Consider the following 16,103-nt stretch of genomic DNA (forward strand, 5'->3'; position numbering starts at 1 on the left):
GCTGATAGGCTTCTGGTGGCTGTTTTGACCCATCCTTGCAGCTGGCCGATGCTTATTGAGTCGCTCAGGAGGGCATTCGGTCTAGGTCGCGTGTGGCGAACTGTGACTGGTCGGATGAGATCCGCCTCTTGTTTCTTGTCAGAAGGGGCGAAAATGGTAAGTTTAGGTGTTAAGATGGCAGGAAATGTAATTTGTATTCGTTACACTCTACAAAAACTACTAATCGGCGGCTTTCTCTGAGCGAAAGCAAGGAGATAGCCGAGGCCGCGGCGCGTGGTGAGAGCGTTACAGCCCTCGCCGTGCGTTTTGGTGTTTCCCGCCCCACGATCTATCGCGCCATAACCCGGCATTCCGCACCCGCTGCGGGGCAGGGGAGGCGGCCCGCGAACAGCCGCCCGGTTGCCGTCAGGCTGAACCCCGACGAGCTGGCGGCCTTCGATGTACTGTCAGGGCGGATGAACCTCAGCCGGTCAGAGCTAGCCCGGCAGGTTCTGCGCCGCGCGGCTGACTTTCTGGAGCCGGATGAAGAGGTTTCACAGGCGGTTCAGGATTTGACCCGGCAACTGAAATCCATCGGCGGCAACCTCAATCAGATCGCTGCGCACCTGAACCGGGATGCCCGTTTCCACGGATCGGCCAAGCCCAACTCTGCCCAAATGAAGCAGGTCGAGGGGATTGAGCGCGAGGTGAAGAGCCTCGCTAAACGTCTGGACAGCCTTTTCCAGAACACTGCCGGGCGACGCAGGGCCAAAGTCGCTGACCTCCTGAAGGGGGTTCAGCCATGAGTGGCGCAAAACCCTTCATCATTGGCCGCACAGAATGGCTGAAAAACAACCACGCTAGGGCCTCAAAGGTGACCCCGGCACGATCCAGCAGACCGGCCAAACTCTCAGCGAACACGCGCGCCGTGCCGCAGATCGTATTCAAGGTTGCGAAGAACGGCGGTTGCCACGGGCCGAACGGACTTGGCGCACAGATGGATTACGTTCTGGGGAAGGCGGAGCAGATCATTGATCCGTCGAAAACCTTTGACCGTATGGACCATCTGCCGAAGGAATTTACCAAAGCTCTTGCCGAGCAGTGGTCAAACGACTGGTCGCGGAAGGTCAACAGCGGTCATTCCATGCACATGATTGCGTCCTTCCCGAGGGGTACAGATCCTGACGCAGTGGCCGAAATCATCCGCGCGACGTGCCATGACATTCTGGATCAGGGGCGCAGCCGGTTCGATTACATCGCGGCGGTTCACAATGACACCGACTATCCCCATGCCCATATCATCGTGGACCGGCGCAATGCCGAGGGCGAGTTTTTCTACTTTGCCCGCGACCACGAATTTACCTACGACACCTTCAAGGATCGCATCGTCGAACATGCGGCAGATCATGGGATCGAGCTGGTCAACAGCAGCAAACTTTCGCGTGGGATCACCAGGGATGCCGAACCCCATGCGCGCGACGCTCTGCGCGGCCTCGCGGGTACGCTGGTGGCGCATGGCGTGGCACCCTATCAAAACAAGCCGAAAGAGCGGTCCAGCTACTTCGTAACCGTCCAGTCTCCCCAGGGTGAAAAGACCCTCTGGGGTAAGGAATTGGGCCATGCGATCACTGCCGCAGCGCCGGAAATCGGACAGCAGGTTCGGATCACGCATGAAGGCAAAGAGGCCGTCGAAGTGCCCGGCAAGGATGGTCATGTCATCCAGACCCACCGAAACAGATGGGCCGTGGCCGTTGAAGGGCGTGAGCGCGACACTGCGGGCAATCCTGCAGCGAAGAACGGCGGTGGCGCTGATCCTGCCCCCCGCCGTGACTATGATGAGGCAGAGGGCCGTTCCGCCGAATGGAAGCGGCAACAGGTTCTGGCTCATGCAGAAGAGTATCAGGGGTTGGCCGGTCAGCTGGCCCGTGATTTTCCGGCGCTTTCCAGGGCGTTCTCAGTCGCTGCCGATACCCTGCGGCGCGGCGGCGAGCTTACCAGTCAATTTGTAGAGAAGATGAGAGGTGAAGGCCTTATGCCAGACGATCAAACCATGCAGAACGAGAATGAAAGCCTTGTTCAGACCATCGAGCAGTCGCGCAACGATCTTATGGCCGTGCGTGACCGCATTGATGACATGCCCCCGGCCGAGCGGCCCGAGATCGAGGCGAAGTATTTTGATGCCCTGCGCGACATGCAGGTGATCCAGCAGGGCCATGCTGACCGCGAGTTTTCCGATCCGTCCAATGGGACAATCTATTCGGAGAGCAACCGCGATGTGATGCAGGGCATGGACAAGGACGCGCTGTCCAAAGCGCTTGAGGGCACCGGCATCGACGCCGGGGAAGTTGCCGCGCGTATTTCGGTGCAGGCAAACAACGCAGCCCTGGAAGCCCATTGGGTGGAATCCGATGCGCGAGCCATCGCCACGGAGAAAGATTACGACCTTGAGACGGAAGAGGGCAGGGAGCAGACCCATAAGGTTCTGGTCGACACCTACCGGGCTATCCATGGTCGGGCGACAGAGCTTTCCGCAGCACAGCACCAAGGGCATGGCCATGACGGTGACCGGGAGGCTGGCCGCCTCGGTGCGCAGGCCGAGCAGAAATTTGAGCGTTCCCAGGGTCAGGACACACCTGAGCGCGCGCCCCTTCCTGAAGCCGAGCTTCCCGACCATCCCATGTTTGACGATCGGGAGCTTGTCAGTGTCGTTGAGGACCGGCAGGCGCTGATGGACGAGGCGAAGGCGCTGGCAAGCCGCGACACGCTGACCTCTGATCAGCAACGCCGCCTTGTGGAAGTTGTGGATCAGGCCATCGGCAAGGAAGCCGCGCAGGAGCTGAAGGTTGGGAACAGCGAAGTACTGCGGGACTTCGGCGGACGCGACGATCAAATGGACCTCGCCCAGAAGTACCTTGAGGCCGAAAAGGCGCATGGGGCCAATCGCGATGCTGCGCTCAATGTCGTTGATAAGGACCGACAGCTTTCAGCCATGGACAAGGATGCTGATCGTCAGCGCGACATGGACGACCAGCAAAAGCAGATGTGCGCCCGTAATCGCGAAGAGGGTCTGGACCGTTAAGGAACGAGTAACATGAATACGAGTGGAACTTCTGATCACGCGCGACAGCTTGGCTCTGCGCAGCGGGCCCGCGCCGGGTGAGTGATCGGACCCGGCTCTGATCTGGCGGGGACGGAGATCCGGTCAGGACGTCGTTAACTCAGCCGGGCGCTCAGAGCCGCCGGCCTGGGCACATCGCTCAGGGCGTGTAGGACATGGTGATCGTGGCCAGCCGCTCCGTGTCAGGCTCTGACATAACGACCGCCCAGAACGAGAGGCGGGGGGGCAGGTCTCACTTCGGTTGGGCAGGCGCGGGGCCACCGCGCCCCCCCCCGGAAAACTCCCTTCTCCCGGGGAAGGCTTTTTCAGCGCGACAAGAGAGCTTCGACCACGCGGTCAGCGGCCTCTTCTGCCGAAAGCGAGACGGTATCGACCACCAGCTGCGGCGCCTCGGGGGGCTCATAGGGGCTGTCGATGCCGGTGAAGTTCTTCAGCTGGCCGGAGCGGGCTTTTTTATAAAGCCCCTTCACATCGCGTGCCTCGGCGACCTCCAGCGGCGTATTGACGAAGACTTCGATGAACTCGCCCTCCGCCATCAGGTCGCGCACCATCTGCCGCTCGGCCCGGAAGGGCGAGATGAAGGCGGTCAGCACGATCAGCCCGGCATTGGTCATCAGCTTCGCCACCTCGCCGACGCGGCGGATATTCTCCACCCGGTCAGCATCGGTAAAGCCGAGATCGCGGTTCAGCCCGTGGCGCACATTGTCCCCGTCCAGCAGGAAGGTGTGCTTACCCATGGCGTGCAGCTTCTTCTCCACAAGGTTTGCGATGGTCGATTTCCCCGAACCCGAGAGGCCGGTGAACCAGACCATGGCAGGCTTCTGGTTTTTCAGGCCCGCATGGGCGTCGCGGTTGATGTCGACGGCCTGCCAGTGGATGTTCTGGCTGCGGCGCAGCGCGAAATGGATCATGCCAGCGGCGACCGTCGCATTGGTTATGCGGTCGATCAGGATGAAACCGCCGAGATCGGGGTTCTGCGCATAGGCCTCGAACGGGATCTGACGGTCGGTCGAGATATTCACGACCCCAATCGCATTCAGCCCCAGCGTCTTTGACGCCAGATGCTCCAGCGTGTTGACGTTGACCTCATATTTCGGCTCGGTCACCGTGGCGGTCACGGTCTGGGTGCCGACTTTCAGGAGATAAGGCCGACCGGGCAGCATCGCCCCCTCATTCATCCAGACAAGCGTTGCCTCGAACTGGTCGGCCACCTCGCAGGACGCATCGGCCTGCACGATCACATCGCCGCGCGAGCAGTCGATCTCATCTGCAAAGGTCAGAGTGACGGACTGCCCTGCCACCGCCTGTGCCAGATCGCCATCGGCCGAAGGGATCGCCTTCACGGTGGTGGTCTTGCCCGAGGGCAGCACCCGGATCGCATCGCCCGGCGCGACGGCACCCGAGGCAATCTGCCCGGCAAAGCCGCGGAAATCGAGATTGGGCCGGTTCACCCATTGCACCGGCATCCGGAACGGCGTCCCCTGCATGCGGCTGTCATTGACCGGCGCGGTTTCCAGATGCTCGATCAGGGTCGGGCCCTGATACCAAGGGGTCGAGGCCGAGCGGGTGACGATATTATCGCCCTTCAGCCCGGAAATCGGGATGGCCTGAAACTCCGCCATGCTGATCTTGTCGGCAAAGGCGCGGTAATCACGGGTGATCTCGTCAAACCGTTCCGCCGAATACCCGACGAGGTCCATCTTATTGACCGCCAGCACCACGTTTTTGATGCCCAGCAGGTTCACCAGATAGGAATGGCGCCGCGTCTGGGTCAGCACGCCCTGGCGCGCATCGATCAGGATCACCGCCAGATCAGCTGTCGAGGCGGCGGTGACCATATTGCGGGTATATTGCTCATGGCCGGGGGTATCGGCCACAATGAATTTGCGCTTGTCGGTGGCGAAGAAGCGGTAGGCGACATCAATAGTGATGCCCTGTTCGCGCTCAGCCGCCAGACCATCGACCAGCAGCGCGAAATCGATCTCCCCCCCTTGGGTACCGACTGCCTTGCTGTCATACTCGAGGCTTGCCAGCTGATCTTCAAAGATCATCTTGCTGTCGTAAAGCAGCCGCCCGATCAGCGTCGATTTGCCGTCATCGACCGAGCCACAGGTGATGAACCTTAGCATGGTCTTGTGCTGGTGCTTTTCCAGATAAGCGTCGATGTCCTCGGCGATCAACTGATCGGTGACATATGCGGGGCTGGTGTCGTGAGCGCTCATCAGAAATAGCCCTCCTGCTTTTTCTTCTCCATCGAGGCGGATTGCTCATGGTCGATGGCGCGGCCCTGACGCTCGGATGTGGTGGTCAGCAGCATTTCCTGGATCACGTCCGGCAGCGTTTTCGCATCAGATTCCACTGCGCCGGTCAGTGGGTAGCAGCCAAGGGTGCGGAAGCGGACCGATTTCATCTCCGGCACTTCGTCGGGGTTCAGGCGGAAGCGCTCATCATCAACCATGATCAGGAGGCCGTTCCGTTCGACCACCGGGCGCGGCGCCGAGAAATACAAAGGCACGATCTCGATGCCCTCAAGATGGATATACTGCCAGATGTCGAGCTCGGTCCAGTTCGAGATCGGGAAGGCGCGGATCGATTCACCGGCGGCCTTGCGGGTATTATACAGTTTCCACAATTCAGGGCGCTGGTTCTTCGGGTCCCAGCGATGGCTGGCCGAACGGAAAGAAAAGACGCGTTCCTTGGCGCGGGATTTCTCCTCGTCGCGCCGCGCGCCGCCAAATGCCACGTCAAAGCCGAATTTCGTCAGCGCCTGTTTCAGCCCCTCGGTCTTCCACATATCGGTATGCAGACTGCCATGATCGAAAGGGTTGATGCCTTTCTCCAGCGCTTCGGGGTTCTGATAGACGATCAGATCCATACCGGCGGCCTCGGCGGCGCGGTTGCGCAGCTCATACATCGCTTGGAACTTCCAGGTCGTATCGACATGGAGGAGCGGGAAGGGCGGCGGCGCCGGATAGAAGGCCTTTTTCGCCAGATGCAGCATCACGGCGGAATCCTTGCCCACCGAGTACAGCATGACCGGGCGGTCGGCATTTGCGACCACCTCGCGCATGATATGGATGCTTTCGGCCTCGAGCCGTTGAAGGTGGGTCAGCGTGGTTTTCGCAATCATTGCCCTGCCATGGCACTGGATAAGGATCGTCGCGTGATGCCACAGCTGCCGAGAAAAGCAAAGGCAACGGCGGGGCAAAGCCGGGGCTGGTTTGCATTCAGGCCAGAAAATCCGGCACCGGGGAAAAGCCCGGAACGCGGTTTTGTGCCGCGCCCCTGTGGGTTGAAACTCGTTCAGCGCTGGAGACGAAACCGGAATGCTGGCCTTGCGGATGCGGCAGGGAGCATGTTCTTCCTGGAAATCCGGCAATAGGCCCTATCGGCCCGGCAGCCTGCCACCGCTCCGGTATCTTACAGCGACTATTTCCCACGGGCTTCAATAGGCAGCAGACAGCTCTCCCAGTTTCCTCTATGTCGCATGCATCAGGCGAAGGCCCGACATTTTTCAGCATGATCCAAGAGATACAAATGAGCAATCAGCAACGCATCCTGATCACCGGGACGGCCGGATTCATCGGCTTCCATCTTGCGCAGCTCTTGCTGACCGAAGGGTTCCGTGTGCATGGCTATGATGGGATGACGGATTACTACGATGTCCGACTCAAACAGCGCCGCCATGCGATGCTGATGCAGGACGGCAATTTCTCGATGACCGAAGGGATGCTGGAAGACGCGGCCCTGTTCGACCGCATCGCTGATGAGTTCCGTCCCGATGTGATCGTCCATCTCGCCGCTCAAGCCGGGGTGCGTTACAGCCTTGAAAACCCGCGCGCCTATATCGATGCGAATATCGTGGGCACTTTCAATGTGATGGAGGCCGCGCGCCGGCTGGAGGTGAAGCATCTCCTGATGGCCTCGACCTCCTCGGTTTACGGCGCCAATGAGGACATGCCCTTCACCGAGACCGAAAAGGTCGATACGCAGCTGACGATCTATGCCGCGACCAAGAAAGCCACCGAGAACATGGGCCATTCCTATGCCCATCTGTGGAACCTGCCCACCACCATGTTCCGCTTCTTCACGGTTTACGGCCCCTGGGGGCGCCCGGATATGGCGCCTTACAAATTCGCAGATGCGATCCTCGGGGACCGGCCCGTCGATATCTACAATCATGGCGAGATGTATCGCGATTTCACCTATGTCGATGATCTTGTGCGCGGCATCCGCCTGCTGATCGACGCGGTGCCGGTGCGCCCGGCCTCGAAAGACGAGATAGAGGAAGGCGACAGCCTGTCGCCGGTCGCGCCTTACCGTGTCGTCAATATCGGCAATTCCGAGAAGGTGCGGCTTCTGGATTTCATTGATGCGTTTGAGCAAAGCATCGGCCGCCTGGCGATCCGCAATTATATGGAGATGCAGAAGGGCGATGTGCCGGCGACCTGGGCCGATGCGGATCTCCTGAAGCGCCTGACCGGCTACCGGCCCGAGACGGGTTTTCGCGACGGCGTGGCGCAATTCGTGGCCTGGTTCAGGGACTATTACGGCAAATAAGTCTGCCTGACGGGCGGCGGATCGGCGCCTCCCCCCCTTCGGCGCCCGCCCGCCCCCTCAAGGCACGCCGGATTCGCCTTTTGGCCTGATCAGAGGCGTTGCGCCGGAGCGGCTGTTCTTTTTTGGGCAGATGGCAGGATATCCGGCAACGGAGGCTGGCATTTCACGCGGTTCGGGCTTATGGGGAGAACAGCGTATTTGGTTGCGATCCTGTAGCTTTTGTCAGCTATGCTGAATATTATCCCCCGTCAGAAATTTGGAGAGCCCAGATGACGAATCTGAAAACCGGACTGACAGTTGCAGTGCTTATGAGCGTTATGACCCTGCCCGCGGTCGCACAGGAGACAGCGCCACAACCTGTCCGCTCTTCTGCATCCGGAGGTGGTGCTGGTACCACCGCGACTACTACGCTTCCTGCAGCGCCTGCTGCTGCAGCGCCTGGTGCTGCGGGCTTCATGCCAGCTGTAGGCGGTCTGGGCGCTGCCGGTGCTGCTGCTGCGGCGGCGGCCGCCCTGGCAGTGGCGGTTGGCGTTGGCGGCAATGGTGGCACGGACGGCACCACGACCCCATCCACGAACTGAAATTTCGCCTGAACCGGCTCCGCCAACGGGGCCAGGTTCAGGTCTGCCCGCCCACGCCCTGCGGCGCTCCGGGGCGTGCCGTTCCCTGAGTAAATGGGCTTCCTCCCTGAGTTCAGGGACTGATTTCGAACAATCGAGGCGAAAATGACGCTGCAGACCATTGTGCCGGTTCTTCTTTGCGGGGGATCGGGCACTCGCCTCTGGCCGCTTTCGCGCAAGAGTTATCCGAAACAATTCGCGCTTGAGATCGGGGGGCGGACGCTGTTCCAGGCCTCGGCCGAGCGGCTTTCGGGCGAGGGTCACAGCGGGACCGGGGCGGGGTTCCGCTTCGCCGCGCCGGTGACGGTGACCGGCTCGGATTTCCGTTTCATCGTGACCGAGCAGCTGGCGGCGATCGGCATTGATCCGGGGCCGATCCTGATCGAGCCCGCGCCGCGCAATACCGCGCCTGCGATCCTCGCGGCAGCGCTTTATCTGCAGGAACGTGACCCCGATTCCATTATGCTGGTGGCGCCGTCAGATCATGCGATCCCCGATGAGCAGGCCTTCCGCGCGACGGTCGCGCGTGGTCTTTCTGCGCTGGAGTCGGGGCGGCTGGTGACCTTCGGCATCACCCCTGACCGGCCCGAGACGGGATATGGCTATCTCGAACTGGCGGGCGCGGCGGGCGCGGATCCGGTCGATCTGAAACGCTTTGTCGAAAAGCCCGATGCCACCCGCGCGGCCGAGATGCTGGCCGCTGGTGATTTCCTCTGGAATGCCGGGATCTTCCTGTTCCGGGCCGCTGATCTGATCGCGGCCTGCGAGGCGCATGTGCCGGCGATGGTGGCCCAGGTGCGTGAGGCCCTTGGCCAGGGCCGCACCGATCTTGGCTTCCTGCGGCTGGAGGAAACCGTCTGGAACGGGATCGAGGATGTCTCGATCGATTACGCGGTGATGGAAAAGGCCGACAATCTCTCGGTGGTGCCTTTCTCGGATGGCTGGTCGGATCTGGGCGGCTGGGATGCGGTCTGGCTGGAAGGCGGGCCGGATGCAAATGGCGTGGTCACCTCGGATCATGCGACCGCGATTGACTGCGAAAACAGCCTGTTGCGGTCAGAATCCGGGGCGGTGGAGCTGGTGGGGATCGGGCTGAAGAATGTGATCGCGGTGGCGATGCAGGATGCGGTTCTGGTGGCCGATGCCTCCCGCGCGCAGGATGTGAAAAAGGCGGTGGCGGCCCTGAAGGCGAAAGGCGCCCGCCAGGCCGAGACCCTGCCGCGCGACTATCGGCCCTGGGGGTGGTATGAGAGCCTGGTGATCGGCCAGCGCTTCCAGGTCAAGCGCATCCATGTCCATCCGGGCGCGGCGCTGAGCCTGCAATCGCATCACCACCGCTCGGAGCACTGGATCGTGGTCGAGGGCACGGCGCGCGTCACCGTCGATGATCAGGTGACGCTCGTGACCGAGAACCAGTCGGTCTATATCCCGCTGGGCGCCGTTCACCGGATGGAGAATCCGGGCAAATTGCCGATGGTGCTGATCGAGGTGCAGACCGGCAGCTATTTCGGCGAGGATGACATCATCCGCTATGAGGATGTCTATGCGAGAGGGCAGGGTCCCAAAGGCTGATCCGTGCTCACTGCGCGCCGCTGCTCCTAACCTATTGGGCATCCGGAACCGGTTCCGCCGATAAATATACCCGAAAACGCGCTTAAGAGATGGAACCATCGCAGGCTTACAGCGCCATGAAAGCGCCCAAGAAAACCAGTAGAGATTGAGCCCACCATGGCTGGTGAATTGCCCGCATGGCTGATCAGCACGAAAAGGATGACCATCCTGCGCAGGACATCGGCCCCTTCCGAGCGAGCCCGGGGAGGGCGCCAGAGAGACCCTGTGAAAACGGATCTTGCGGAAGACAAGGGCATGGGGAGCTCCCGGACCGCTGGGGAGTTCCGGGCAGTATGGCTAATGGATGCCGCCATTGCTGATCGTAACATAGCCAGGCGACCATTCGGCAAGCGCGAAAAAATCGGTCAGGCTGCGGTAGGAGATCACCACCTTGCCCGAAGCCCGGTCTCGCCGATCCGCTGCCAGCCTGCGGGGCTGGCTTGCCAGCGGTAACGCCCGGAATTAGCGACTGTGCCGCCAGCGATGGGATCGGCGTGGCTTCCGGTGTCGCCAGAATGGTCGTGACCTCGGCTTTTGAAGCCTGGACCCAGAGCCTTTTAGGCGCGGCCGGCAGGCTGTTGCTCAGAAGATCACCCAGCACATACTGCGCCGCAGCGCCGATCTGGATCGTACCCAGTGATGTCTAGCGCGGCACGAATCTCCGGGCGCGGGTCCGTCTCGTCCCAGCGGGGTGACCGTTTAGTGGGTGCCATGCAGCCCCTCGCTGTTGCGTCAGAGACGGAAACCTTCGGGCAGAGCTCGGCCTCATCAATCGCTACGGTCAGCGCCGATGGCAGCAGGGTATCCTCGCCCTCGCGATCCTAGGCCGAGAGGGTGAAGTTCGGTTTCACCTCGGCAAAACCTCGCCCGTTGGCAAGGGGATGCGACCGGTGATCAGGCTGCTGGTTAATGGCATTCGTGGGCTACAGTGTCGGTTGCAATAGAGCGCGCGCATAAGGCGCCCAAGCCGGATACTGCTCGGGCGGGGTAGAGCTCTCCTTGCCCGAGCGTACGTAGCCCACATCCTTGGGCTGGCTTGGCCATTTCAGGGTCTGTCTCCCGCAAGCGTTACAGAAGGGCCGCGCAGAGGAGGCCACGAGAGAAGGCCATGGCCGGAAGCCGCGAAACTGGAAGGAAAGTCGCAGAAAACGATAGTGGAAATCACCGCAGAGCCGCCGGAAAGCGCGGGATTTAAAGGGCTGATGACATGCAGGGGTTGTTTCAACAGGGGAGCTCGTTTAGGGTCCGCCTGCTTGGTCCCGCTGCCTCGGTTGACGTTGTTTATGTGGTAAGTCCTGTTTGTGCGCGGTCCTGATCTGCACGGCTTAGCCGGCTTTTAAATTACATTTTCTTGCGAGAATGGCCCCACGTGAACATTTCTTCTTCGCCGACAGCTGCGGGTGCCATGTCTAACTCTGACGATACGATCGATCTCCTAGGCTTGCTGCGGACCCTCTGGCGCGGCAAGCTGGTGGTGTTGGGAGCAGTCCTTCTGTGCATGATCCTGGGCGGTCTTTATGCTTGGCGTGTGGCTGTGCCCCTTTATTCAGCAAATGCCGTGGTGATGCTGGACGCGCGCGAAAATTCCGGCATGGGGCTGAGTGCGATCCTCGGCGGGCTTTCGACCGACAGTTCGACCGTGAATACCGAAGTGCAGGTTCTGCGCGGGCGCACTCTGATCGGGCGGGTGGTGGATGAGCTGGATCTGACCGCGGATCCTGAGTTCAACGGCGCCTTGCAGCCCGAAGGGCTGACGACGACGCTGCGTCGCAGCATCGGCCTCGGCTCTGATCCGGTTGTCTTGCCGCCTGAAGAACAGGCCGCGCAAGAACGTGACGCCACGACCTCTGCGCTTCTGGAGCAGGTGGCGATTTCCAATGTGCCGAACAGTCTGGTGTTCCAGATTGCCGTCACCACGGAATCCGCTGCGAAATCCGCAAGGATCGCCGATACGGTTGCGCGTCTTTATATCGATGATCAGATGCGGGTCCGTTTCGAGGCGACCGAGACCGCGATCACATGGCTGTCGGGCCAGGTGGTGGAGCTGAAGCGGAATATCGACGAGGCCGAGGCGGCGGTCCGCGAATTCCGCGCTGCCACCAATGTTGTCGATCTCGAGACGCTTGGCGCGCTGGACCGGCAGCTCAAGGAAACCCGGCGCCGGATCGAATTGCAGACGCAACAGGCCGCAGATCTGCGGCTGCGGCTCGAGCGTATGGCAAGTGCTGCTGATCCGATGGCGAAGGCGCTGGCCAGCGGGGATGAAGCGCTGATCCGGCTGGCCAGCCAGGCGCAAGCGGGTGAGGCGGAGGCCAGTCAGTTTGAGGCGGGCCTTGCCCGGGTGACGGCGCTGGCCCGCCAGGACCTGGCCCGGGTCGAGGCTCAGGACGGCTCGCTGCGCGAGGCGGAGCAGAAGCTTGCCGCTGATTTCGAGACCCAGTCACGTGACCTGGTGACGCTTGAGCAACTGGTGCGCGAGGCCGAAGCGAACCGGCTGCTTTATGATCAGTTCCAGACCCAGCTGAAAGAAACCCTTGCCCAGCAGGGGATTCAGCGCCCCGACAGCCGGATCCTGTCACAGGCGGTAATGCCGGAAAGGCCTTCGGCACCGCGCAAAAGCCTGATCCTTGCGATGACGCTGGTGCTTGGCACTATGATCGGCACTGGGATCGTGCTGATGCGCGAAATGATGGTCAACCGGGTCCGCACGCCGCAAGAGCTCGAGGCGCTGACCGGCCGCCCGGTCTTTGCCCAGGTGCCGAAGATTGATGAGCGCAGCCGCAAGGGCGTGCTTGGATATCTGGCGCGCAACCCTGCTTCGGCCGCCGCCGAGGCGATCCGCAATCTCAGGGTCTCTATCCTGCTGTCTTCGGCAGAAAAGGCGCCGCAGGTCATCATGATCACCTCTTCGGTGCCGGGCGAGGGCAAGACCACCACGACGCTGGCGCTGGCGCAGAACATGACGATGCTGGGCCGCAAGGTGCTGGTGATCGAGGGCGATGTGCGCCTCTCGCCGCTCAGCGAATATTTCGACGGGATCGGCAAGGGGAAACCCGGTGTGGCCGAGGTGATTGAGGGCAAGGTCCCACTCTCGGAGGCGGTGCAGTCGATTGCCGGCGTCGGGGATCTGCTGTCTGAATCGAAAATCACGATCAATGCGGCGGATCTCTTTTCCTCCGAGCGCTTCGCCGGTCTGATCGCCCAGGCGCGCGGGCTCTATGATCTGATCCTGATCGATACGCCGCCGGTCCTTGTCGTACCTGATGCCAGGATCATCGCACAACAGGCCGATGCGGTGATTTTCGCCGTGCATTGGGACCGCACTTCGACCGAGCAGGTCAGGGCTGCAATGCACCAGCTTGAGCTGGTCAATGTGACGCCGGCGGGCTTTGTGCTGACGCTGGTCGACCCGCAGGGGATGCGCCGCTACGGCTATGGCGGCAGCTATGGTGCCTATGCCAGCTACGGCAAGAATTATTATACGAGTGAAGGCAAACAGATCTCATAGCGCAAGAGCCTGACCACCCGGGGCCTGCAATCGGGCCATGGGGCTTTGGCGGATTTTGAGAACAGAAATACTGCGACAGCCTGGCCTTTCCGGGTGTGGCGCGGATGGTTGGAAACGGAAAAGATGCGACGCCTGCCAGCGGATCCCTTTTCGGACGAGAGAAACGCGAGAGCCGCACCGAAAAAGGGGGCGGTGCGTCTTGCCTCTTTCGCCTTATTCACTGCCACCCTCGCCGCCCCTGTGGCCGCGCAGGATGTTGATGACCGGCGGATGCCGGGGCTTTCCTCGTATGGGGTGCCGGGCCATATCGACATGCCTTCGGCCTGGGCACTGCCCGATGGCAGTTTTGCTTTTACTCTGAACCAGTTTGGCAGGGATATCCGCCGCGCCACCATGGCCTTCCAGATCACCCCGCGTGTGACCGGGGTCTTCCGCTATTCCTATCTCGATGGCTATCTGATGAGCGGCGACTCGCTCTATGACCGCAGCTTCGACCTGCGCTATCAGATCCTGACGGAAAATCCCGATGGCTGGCGCCCGGCGCTTTCGGTGGGGTTGCAGGATTTCGGCGGCACCGGCATTTTTTCGGCCGAATATCTGGTGGCCTCGAAAACCCTCAGCGAGACGGTCAGCGCCTCGGCCGGGATCGGCTGGGGCCGGTTCGGCTCTTATGGCAGTTTCTCGAACCCGCTTTCGATCCTCTCTGACCGTTTTAATGATCGCGGCAGCTTCACCGGCATCGCAGATACCGGGCGTGTGGGGTTCGATCGTTTTTTCCGCGGCGATGCGGCGGTGTTTTTCGCGCTGGACTGGCAGGCAACGCCCCGGCTGCAACTGAGCCTTGAGTATTCCTCGGATGCGATGGATCAGGAAGTTGCCCGCATGGGCTACCGCCACCGCACGCCGGTCAATCTCGGGATGGAATACCGCTTCGACAATGGCGGTATCTTCGGGCTTTCGGTGATGCATGGCTCAGAGGCGGCGCTGAGCTATACGCTGGTGCTGGATCCGACCCGCCCCTCCGCGCCTTCGGGACACGAAAGCGCACCTCCCGCCATCTCGCGGGGCAGCGCCGCCACCGTGGCCAGCTGGGGCGATATCTCCGGCAGCCCGCAGCGCGAGGCCCTGGCAGAGGCGCTTTCGGATCAGGGGATCCGCCTTGACGGGCTGAGCTTCGGGGGCGGCACCGCGACCGTTGCGATCCGCAATCAGCAATGGCCCAATACAGCCCAGGCCTGGGGGCGGACCGCCCGCGTCCTCAGCGCGGTATTGCCGGCTGAGATCACCCGGTTCCGCATCCGCAGCATGGATCGTGGCCTGGCCGTGAGGGATGTCACCCTCACACGCCAGGATCTGGAAGAGCTGGAATTCGCGCCGGATGGGGCCTGGCAGATCTATGCACGTGCCGATATCCGCGATGCTTATACCCCCGGTCCGGGCGCCCCGGGGCAGATTGGGGGACCCGACCCAAGGCTGGATCTGGAAAGCCAGGCCTCGCTGCGGTTCTTGCCCTATACCGAGACCGCGATGTTTGACCCTGACAATCCGCTGCGGATGGATTTCGGCGCCGAGCTCTTGGGCGAATGGTCGCCGGGGAACGGGCTCTATTTCTCGGGCGCGATCCGGCAAAAGCTGGTGGGCAATATCGACACCTCGACCCGGGTCTCGGATTCGATCCAGCAGCATGTGCGCTCGGATGCGGCGCTTTATGCCAAGACCACCGGCCCGAAACTGGCCTTCGCCACCGCCGAATGGTTCAGCCGCCCCGGCCCTGACCTCTATGGCCGCGTCAGCGCCGGCATGTTCGAGAAGATGTTCGGCGGGATCTCGGGCGAACTCCTCTGGGCGCCGGTCGAGCGGCACTACGCGCTTGGGATTGAACTGAACTATGTGAAACAGCGCGATTATGACGGCGGGCTCGGCTTTTTCGATTATGATGTGCTGACCGGCCATGCCTCGCTTTATTACGATTTCGGCGGCGGTTATCTTGCTCAGATTGATGCGGGCCGCTATCTCGCGGGCGATCTCGGTTCGACCCTGACCCTGACGCGGCGCTTCGGGAACGGGTTCGAAGTGGGCGCCTTCTTCACCCTCACGGATATCAGCTTTGATGATTTCGGCGAGGGCTCGTTTGACAAGGGGATCACCATCAGCCTGCCTTTGTCCTGGGTCACGGGCAAGCCGACGCAGCAAAGGCTGGGCCAGGTGATCCGCCCGATCCAGCGCGATGGCGGCGCAAGGCTCAGTGTCCGCAACCGGCTTTACGGGCTGACCCGGGATGAGACGGATGCGGCCCGGGGCATCGGCTGGGGGCGATTCTGGCGATGAGGCAGCGCATGACGGCGATGACCCCACTGAAGATGCCGGCAACCCCGATGCTGGCAATCCTGCTGCTGGCAGGATTGGTCCTGAGCAGCTGCTCGGGCCGGACCAGCGACGCGTTGCTGGCCCGCTATGCCGGCAGTGCCCCCGGCGAGGCGGTCACCGCCGCGCCCGCAGGCGCTGCCCGCCTGATCGTGCGGATCCCGAAAACGGGGCAATCGGCGCTTTTGCATGAAGCGGGCGCGCGTGATGGCGTCCGGCGCTGGCAGGCTTCGGATAATGTGCAGATCTATACGCGAGATGGCATGATCATCGGCACCCGGGGTCTCGGCAATGATCTGATGAGCGCCGATACCGGCGCCGCGGCAGCGCTGATCCGCGAGGC

General features: G+C 61.8%; 10 protein-coding genes. 8 read left to right on the top strand and 2 right to left on the bottom strand.

The features are described 5' to 3' along the window. Positions 1–191: 191 nt before the first annotated feature. Together BLW25_RS23785 and BLW25_RS23790 are read left to right on the top strand one after the other, a co-directional pair. Positions 192–785 (top strand): helix-turn-helix domain-containing protein, encoded by a 594-nt coding sequence (locus BLW25_RS23785; protein WP_092904859.1) that lies wholly within the window; start codon positions 192–194, stop codon positions 783–785. Then, the gene (locus BLW25_RS23790) at positions 782–3,058 is read left to right on the top strand and encodes a relaxase/mobilization nuclease domain-containing protein (RefSeq protein ID WP_092904861.1); all 2,277 of its coding nucleotides are present in this window, start codon (positions 782–784) and stop codon (positions 3,056–3,058) included. Before BLW25_RS23785 ends, BLW25_RS23790 begins: the two co-directional genes overlap by 4 nt. Positions 3,059–3,402: 344 nt before the next feature. On the opposite strand, the gene cysN is transcribed toward BLW25_RS23790, so the two are convergent. Both cysN and cysD read right to left on the bottom strand, forming a co-directional pair. Beyond that, entirely contained in the window at positions 3,403–5,319 is a 1,917-nt protein-coding gene (gene cysN, locus BLW25_RS23795) for a sulfate adenylyltransferase subunit CysN (RefSeq protein ID WP_092904863.1), read from the bottom strand. Then, on the bottom strand, positions 5,319–6,227 hold the full coding sequence (gene cysD / locus BLW25_RS23800; protein ID WP_092904865.1) for a sulfate adenylyltransferase subunit CysD: 909 nt from the start codon (positions 6,225–6,227) through the stop codon (positions 5,319–5,321). The genes cysN and cysD overlap by 1 nt, the downstream gene beginning before the upstream one ends. Before the next feature lie 407 nt (positions 6,228–6,634). Between cysD and BLW25_RS23805 the strand changes: the two genes are divergently transcribed. From BLW25_RS23805 to BLW25_RS23825, 6 genes are all read left to right on the top strand, one after another. Then, entirely contained in the window at positions 6,635–7,657 is a 1,023-nt protein-coding gene (locus BLW25_RS23805) for a GDP-mannose 4,6-dehydratase (RefSeq protein ID WP_092904867.1), read from the top strand. A 455-nt stretch (positions 7,658–8,112) separates the two neighbouring features. Next, on the top strand, positions 8,113–8,238 hold the full coding sequence (locus tag BLW25_RS25265; RefSeq protein ID WP_290438721.1) for a hypothetical protein: 126 nt from the start codon (positions 8,113–8,115) through the stop codon (positions 8,236–8,238). Between the two features lie 144 nt (positions 8,239–8,382). Beyond that, on the top strand, positions 8,383–9,849 hold the full coding sequence (locus tag BLW25_RS23810) for a mannose-1-phosphate guanylyltransferase/mannose-6-phosphate isomerase (protein ID WP_092904869.1): 1,467 nt from the start codon (positions 8,383–8,385) through the stop codon (positions 9,847–9,849). 1,444 nt (positions 9,850–11,293) lie between these two features. Next, positions 11,294–13,396 carry a GumC family protein gene (locus tag BLW25_RS25270; RefSeq protein ID WP_092904871.1) on the top strand — a complete coding sequence of 701 codons (2,103 nt, stop codon included), beginning with the start codon at positions 11,294–11,296 and terminating at the stop codon, positions 13,394–13,396. 123 nt (positions 13,397–13,519) lie between these two features. Beyond that, complete coding sequence (locus BLW25_RS23820; RefSeq protein WP_143040611.1) at positions 13,520–15,724, top strand: YjbH domain-containing protein; 2,205 nt, start codon at positions 13,520–13,522, stop codon at positions 15,722–15,724. 8 nt (positions 15,725–15,732) lie between these two features. Next, positions 15,733–16,103: YjbF family lipoprotein (locus BLW25_RS23825; protein ID WP_171909744.1), on the top strand; the 371-nt coding region annotated here is incomplete at its 3' end.

Source organism: Rhodobacter sp. 24-YEA-8 (assembly GCF_900105075.1).
Taxonomy (GTDB): Bacteria; Pseudomonadota; Alphaproteobacteria; order Rhodobacterales; family Rhodobacteraceae; genus Pseudogemmobacter.

What these genes read in the sequence shown, in the direction of transcription:
- BLW25_RS23790 (WP_092904861.1), top strand. Translation starts at nt 782, where the DNA reads ATGAGTGGCGCAAAACCCTTCATCATTGGCCGCACAGAATGGCTGAAA.
- cysN (WP_092904863.1), bottom strand. Translation starts at nt 5,319, where the DNA reads ATGAGCGCTCACGACACCAGCCCCGCATATGTCACCGATCAGTTGATC.
- cysD (WP_092904865.1), bottom strand. Translation starts at nt 6,227, where the DNA reads ATGATTGCGAAAACCACGCTGACCCACCTTCAACGGCTCGAGGCCGAA.
- BLW25_RS23805 (WP_092904867.1), top strand. Translation starts at nt 6,635, where the DNA reads ATGAGCAATCAGCAACGCATCCTGATCACCGGGACGGCCGGATTCATC.
- BLW25_RS25265 (WP_290438721.1), top strand. Translation starts at nt 8,113, where the DNA reads ATGCCAGCTGTAGGCGGTCTGGGCGCTGCCGGTGCTGCTGCTGCGGCG.
- BLW25_RS23810 (WP_092904869.1), top strand. Translation starts at nt 8,383, where the DNA reads ATGACGCTGCAGACCATTGTGCCGGTTCTTCTTTGCGGGGGATCGGGC.
- BLW25_RS25270 (WP_092904871.1), top strand. Translation starts at nt 11,294, where the DNA reads ATGTCTAACTCTGACGATACGATCGATCTCCTAGGCTTGCTGCGGACC.
- BLW25_RS23820 (WP_143040611.1), top strand. Translation starts at nt 13,520, where the DNA reads ATGCGACGCCTGCCAGCGGATCCCTTTTCGGACGAGAGAAACGCGAGA.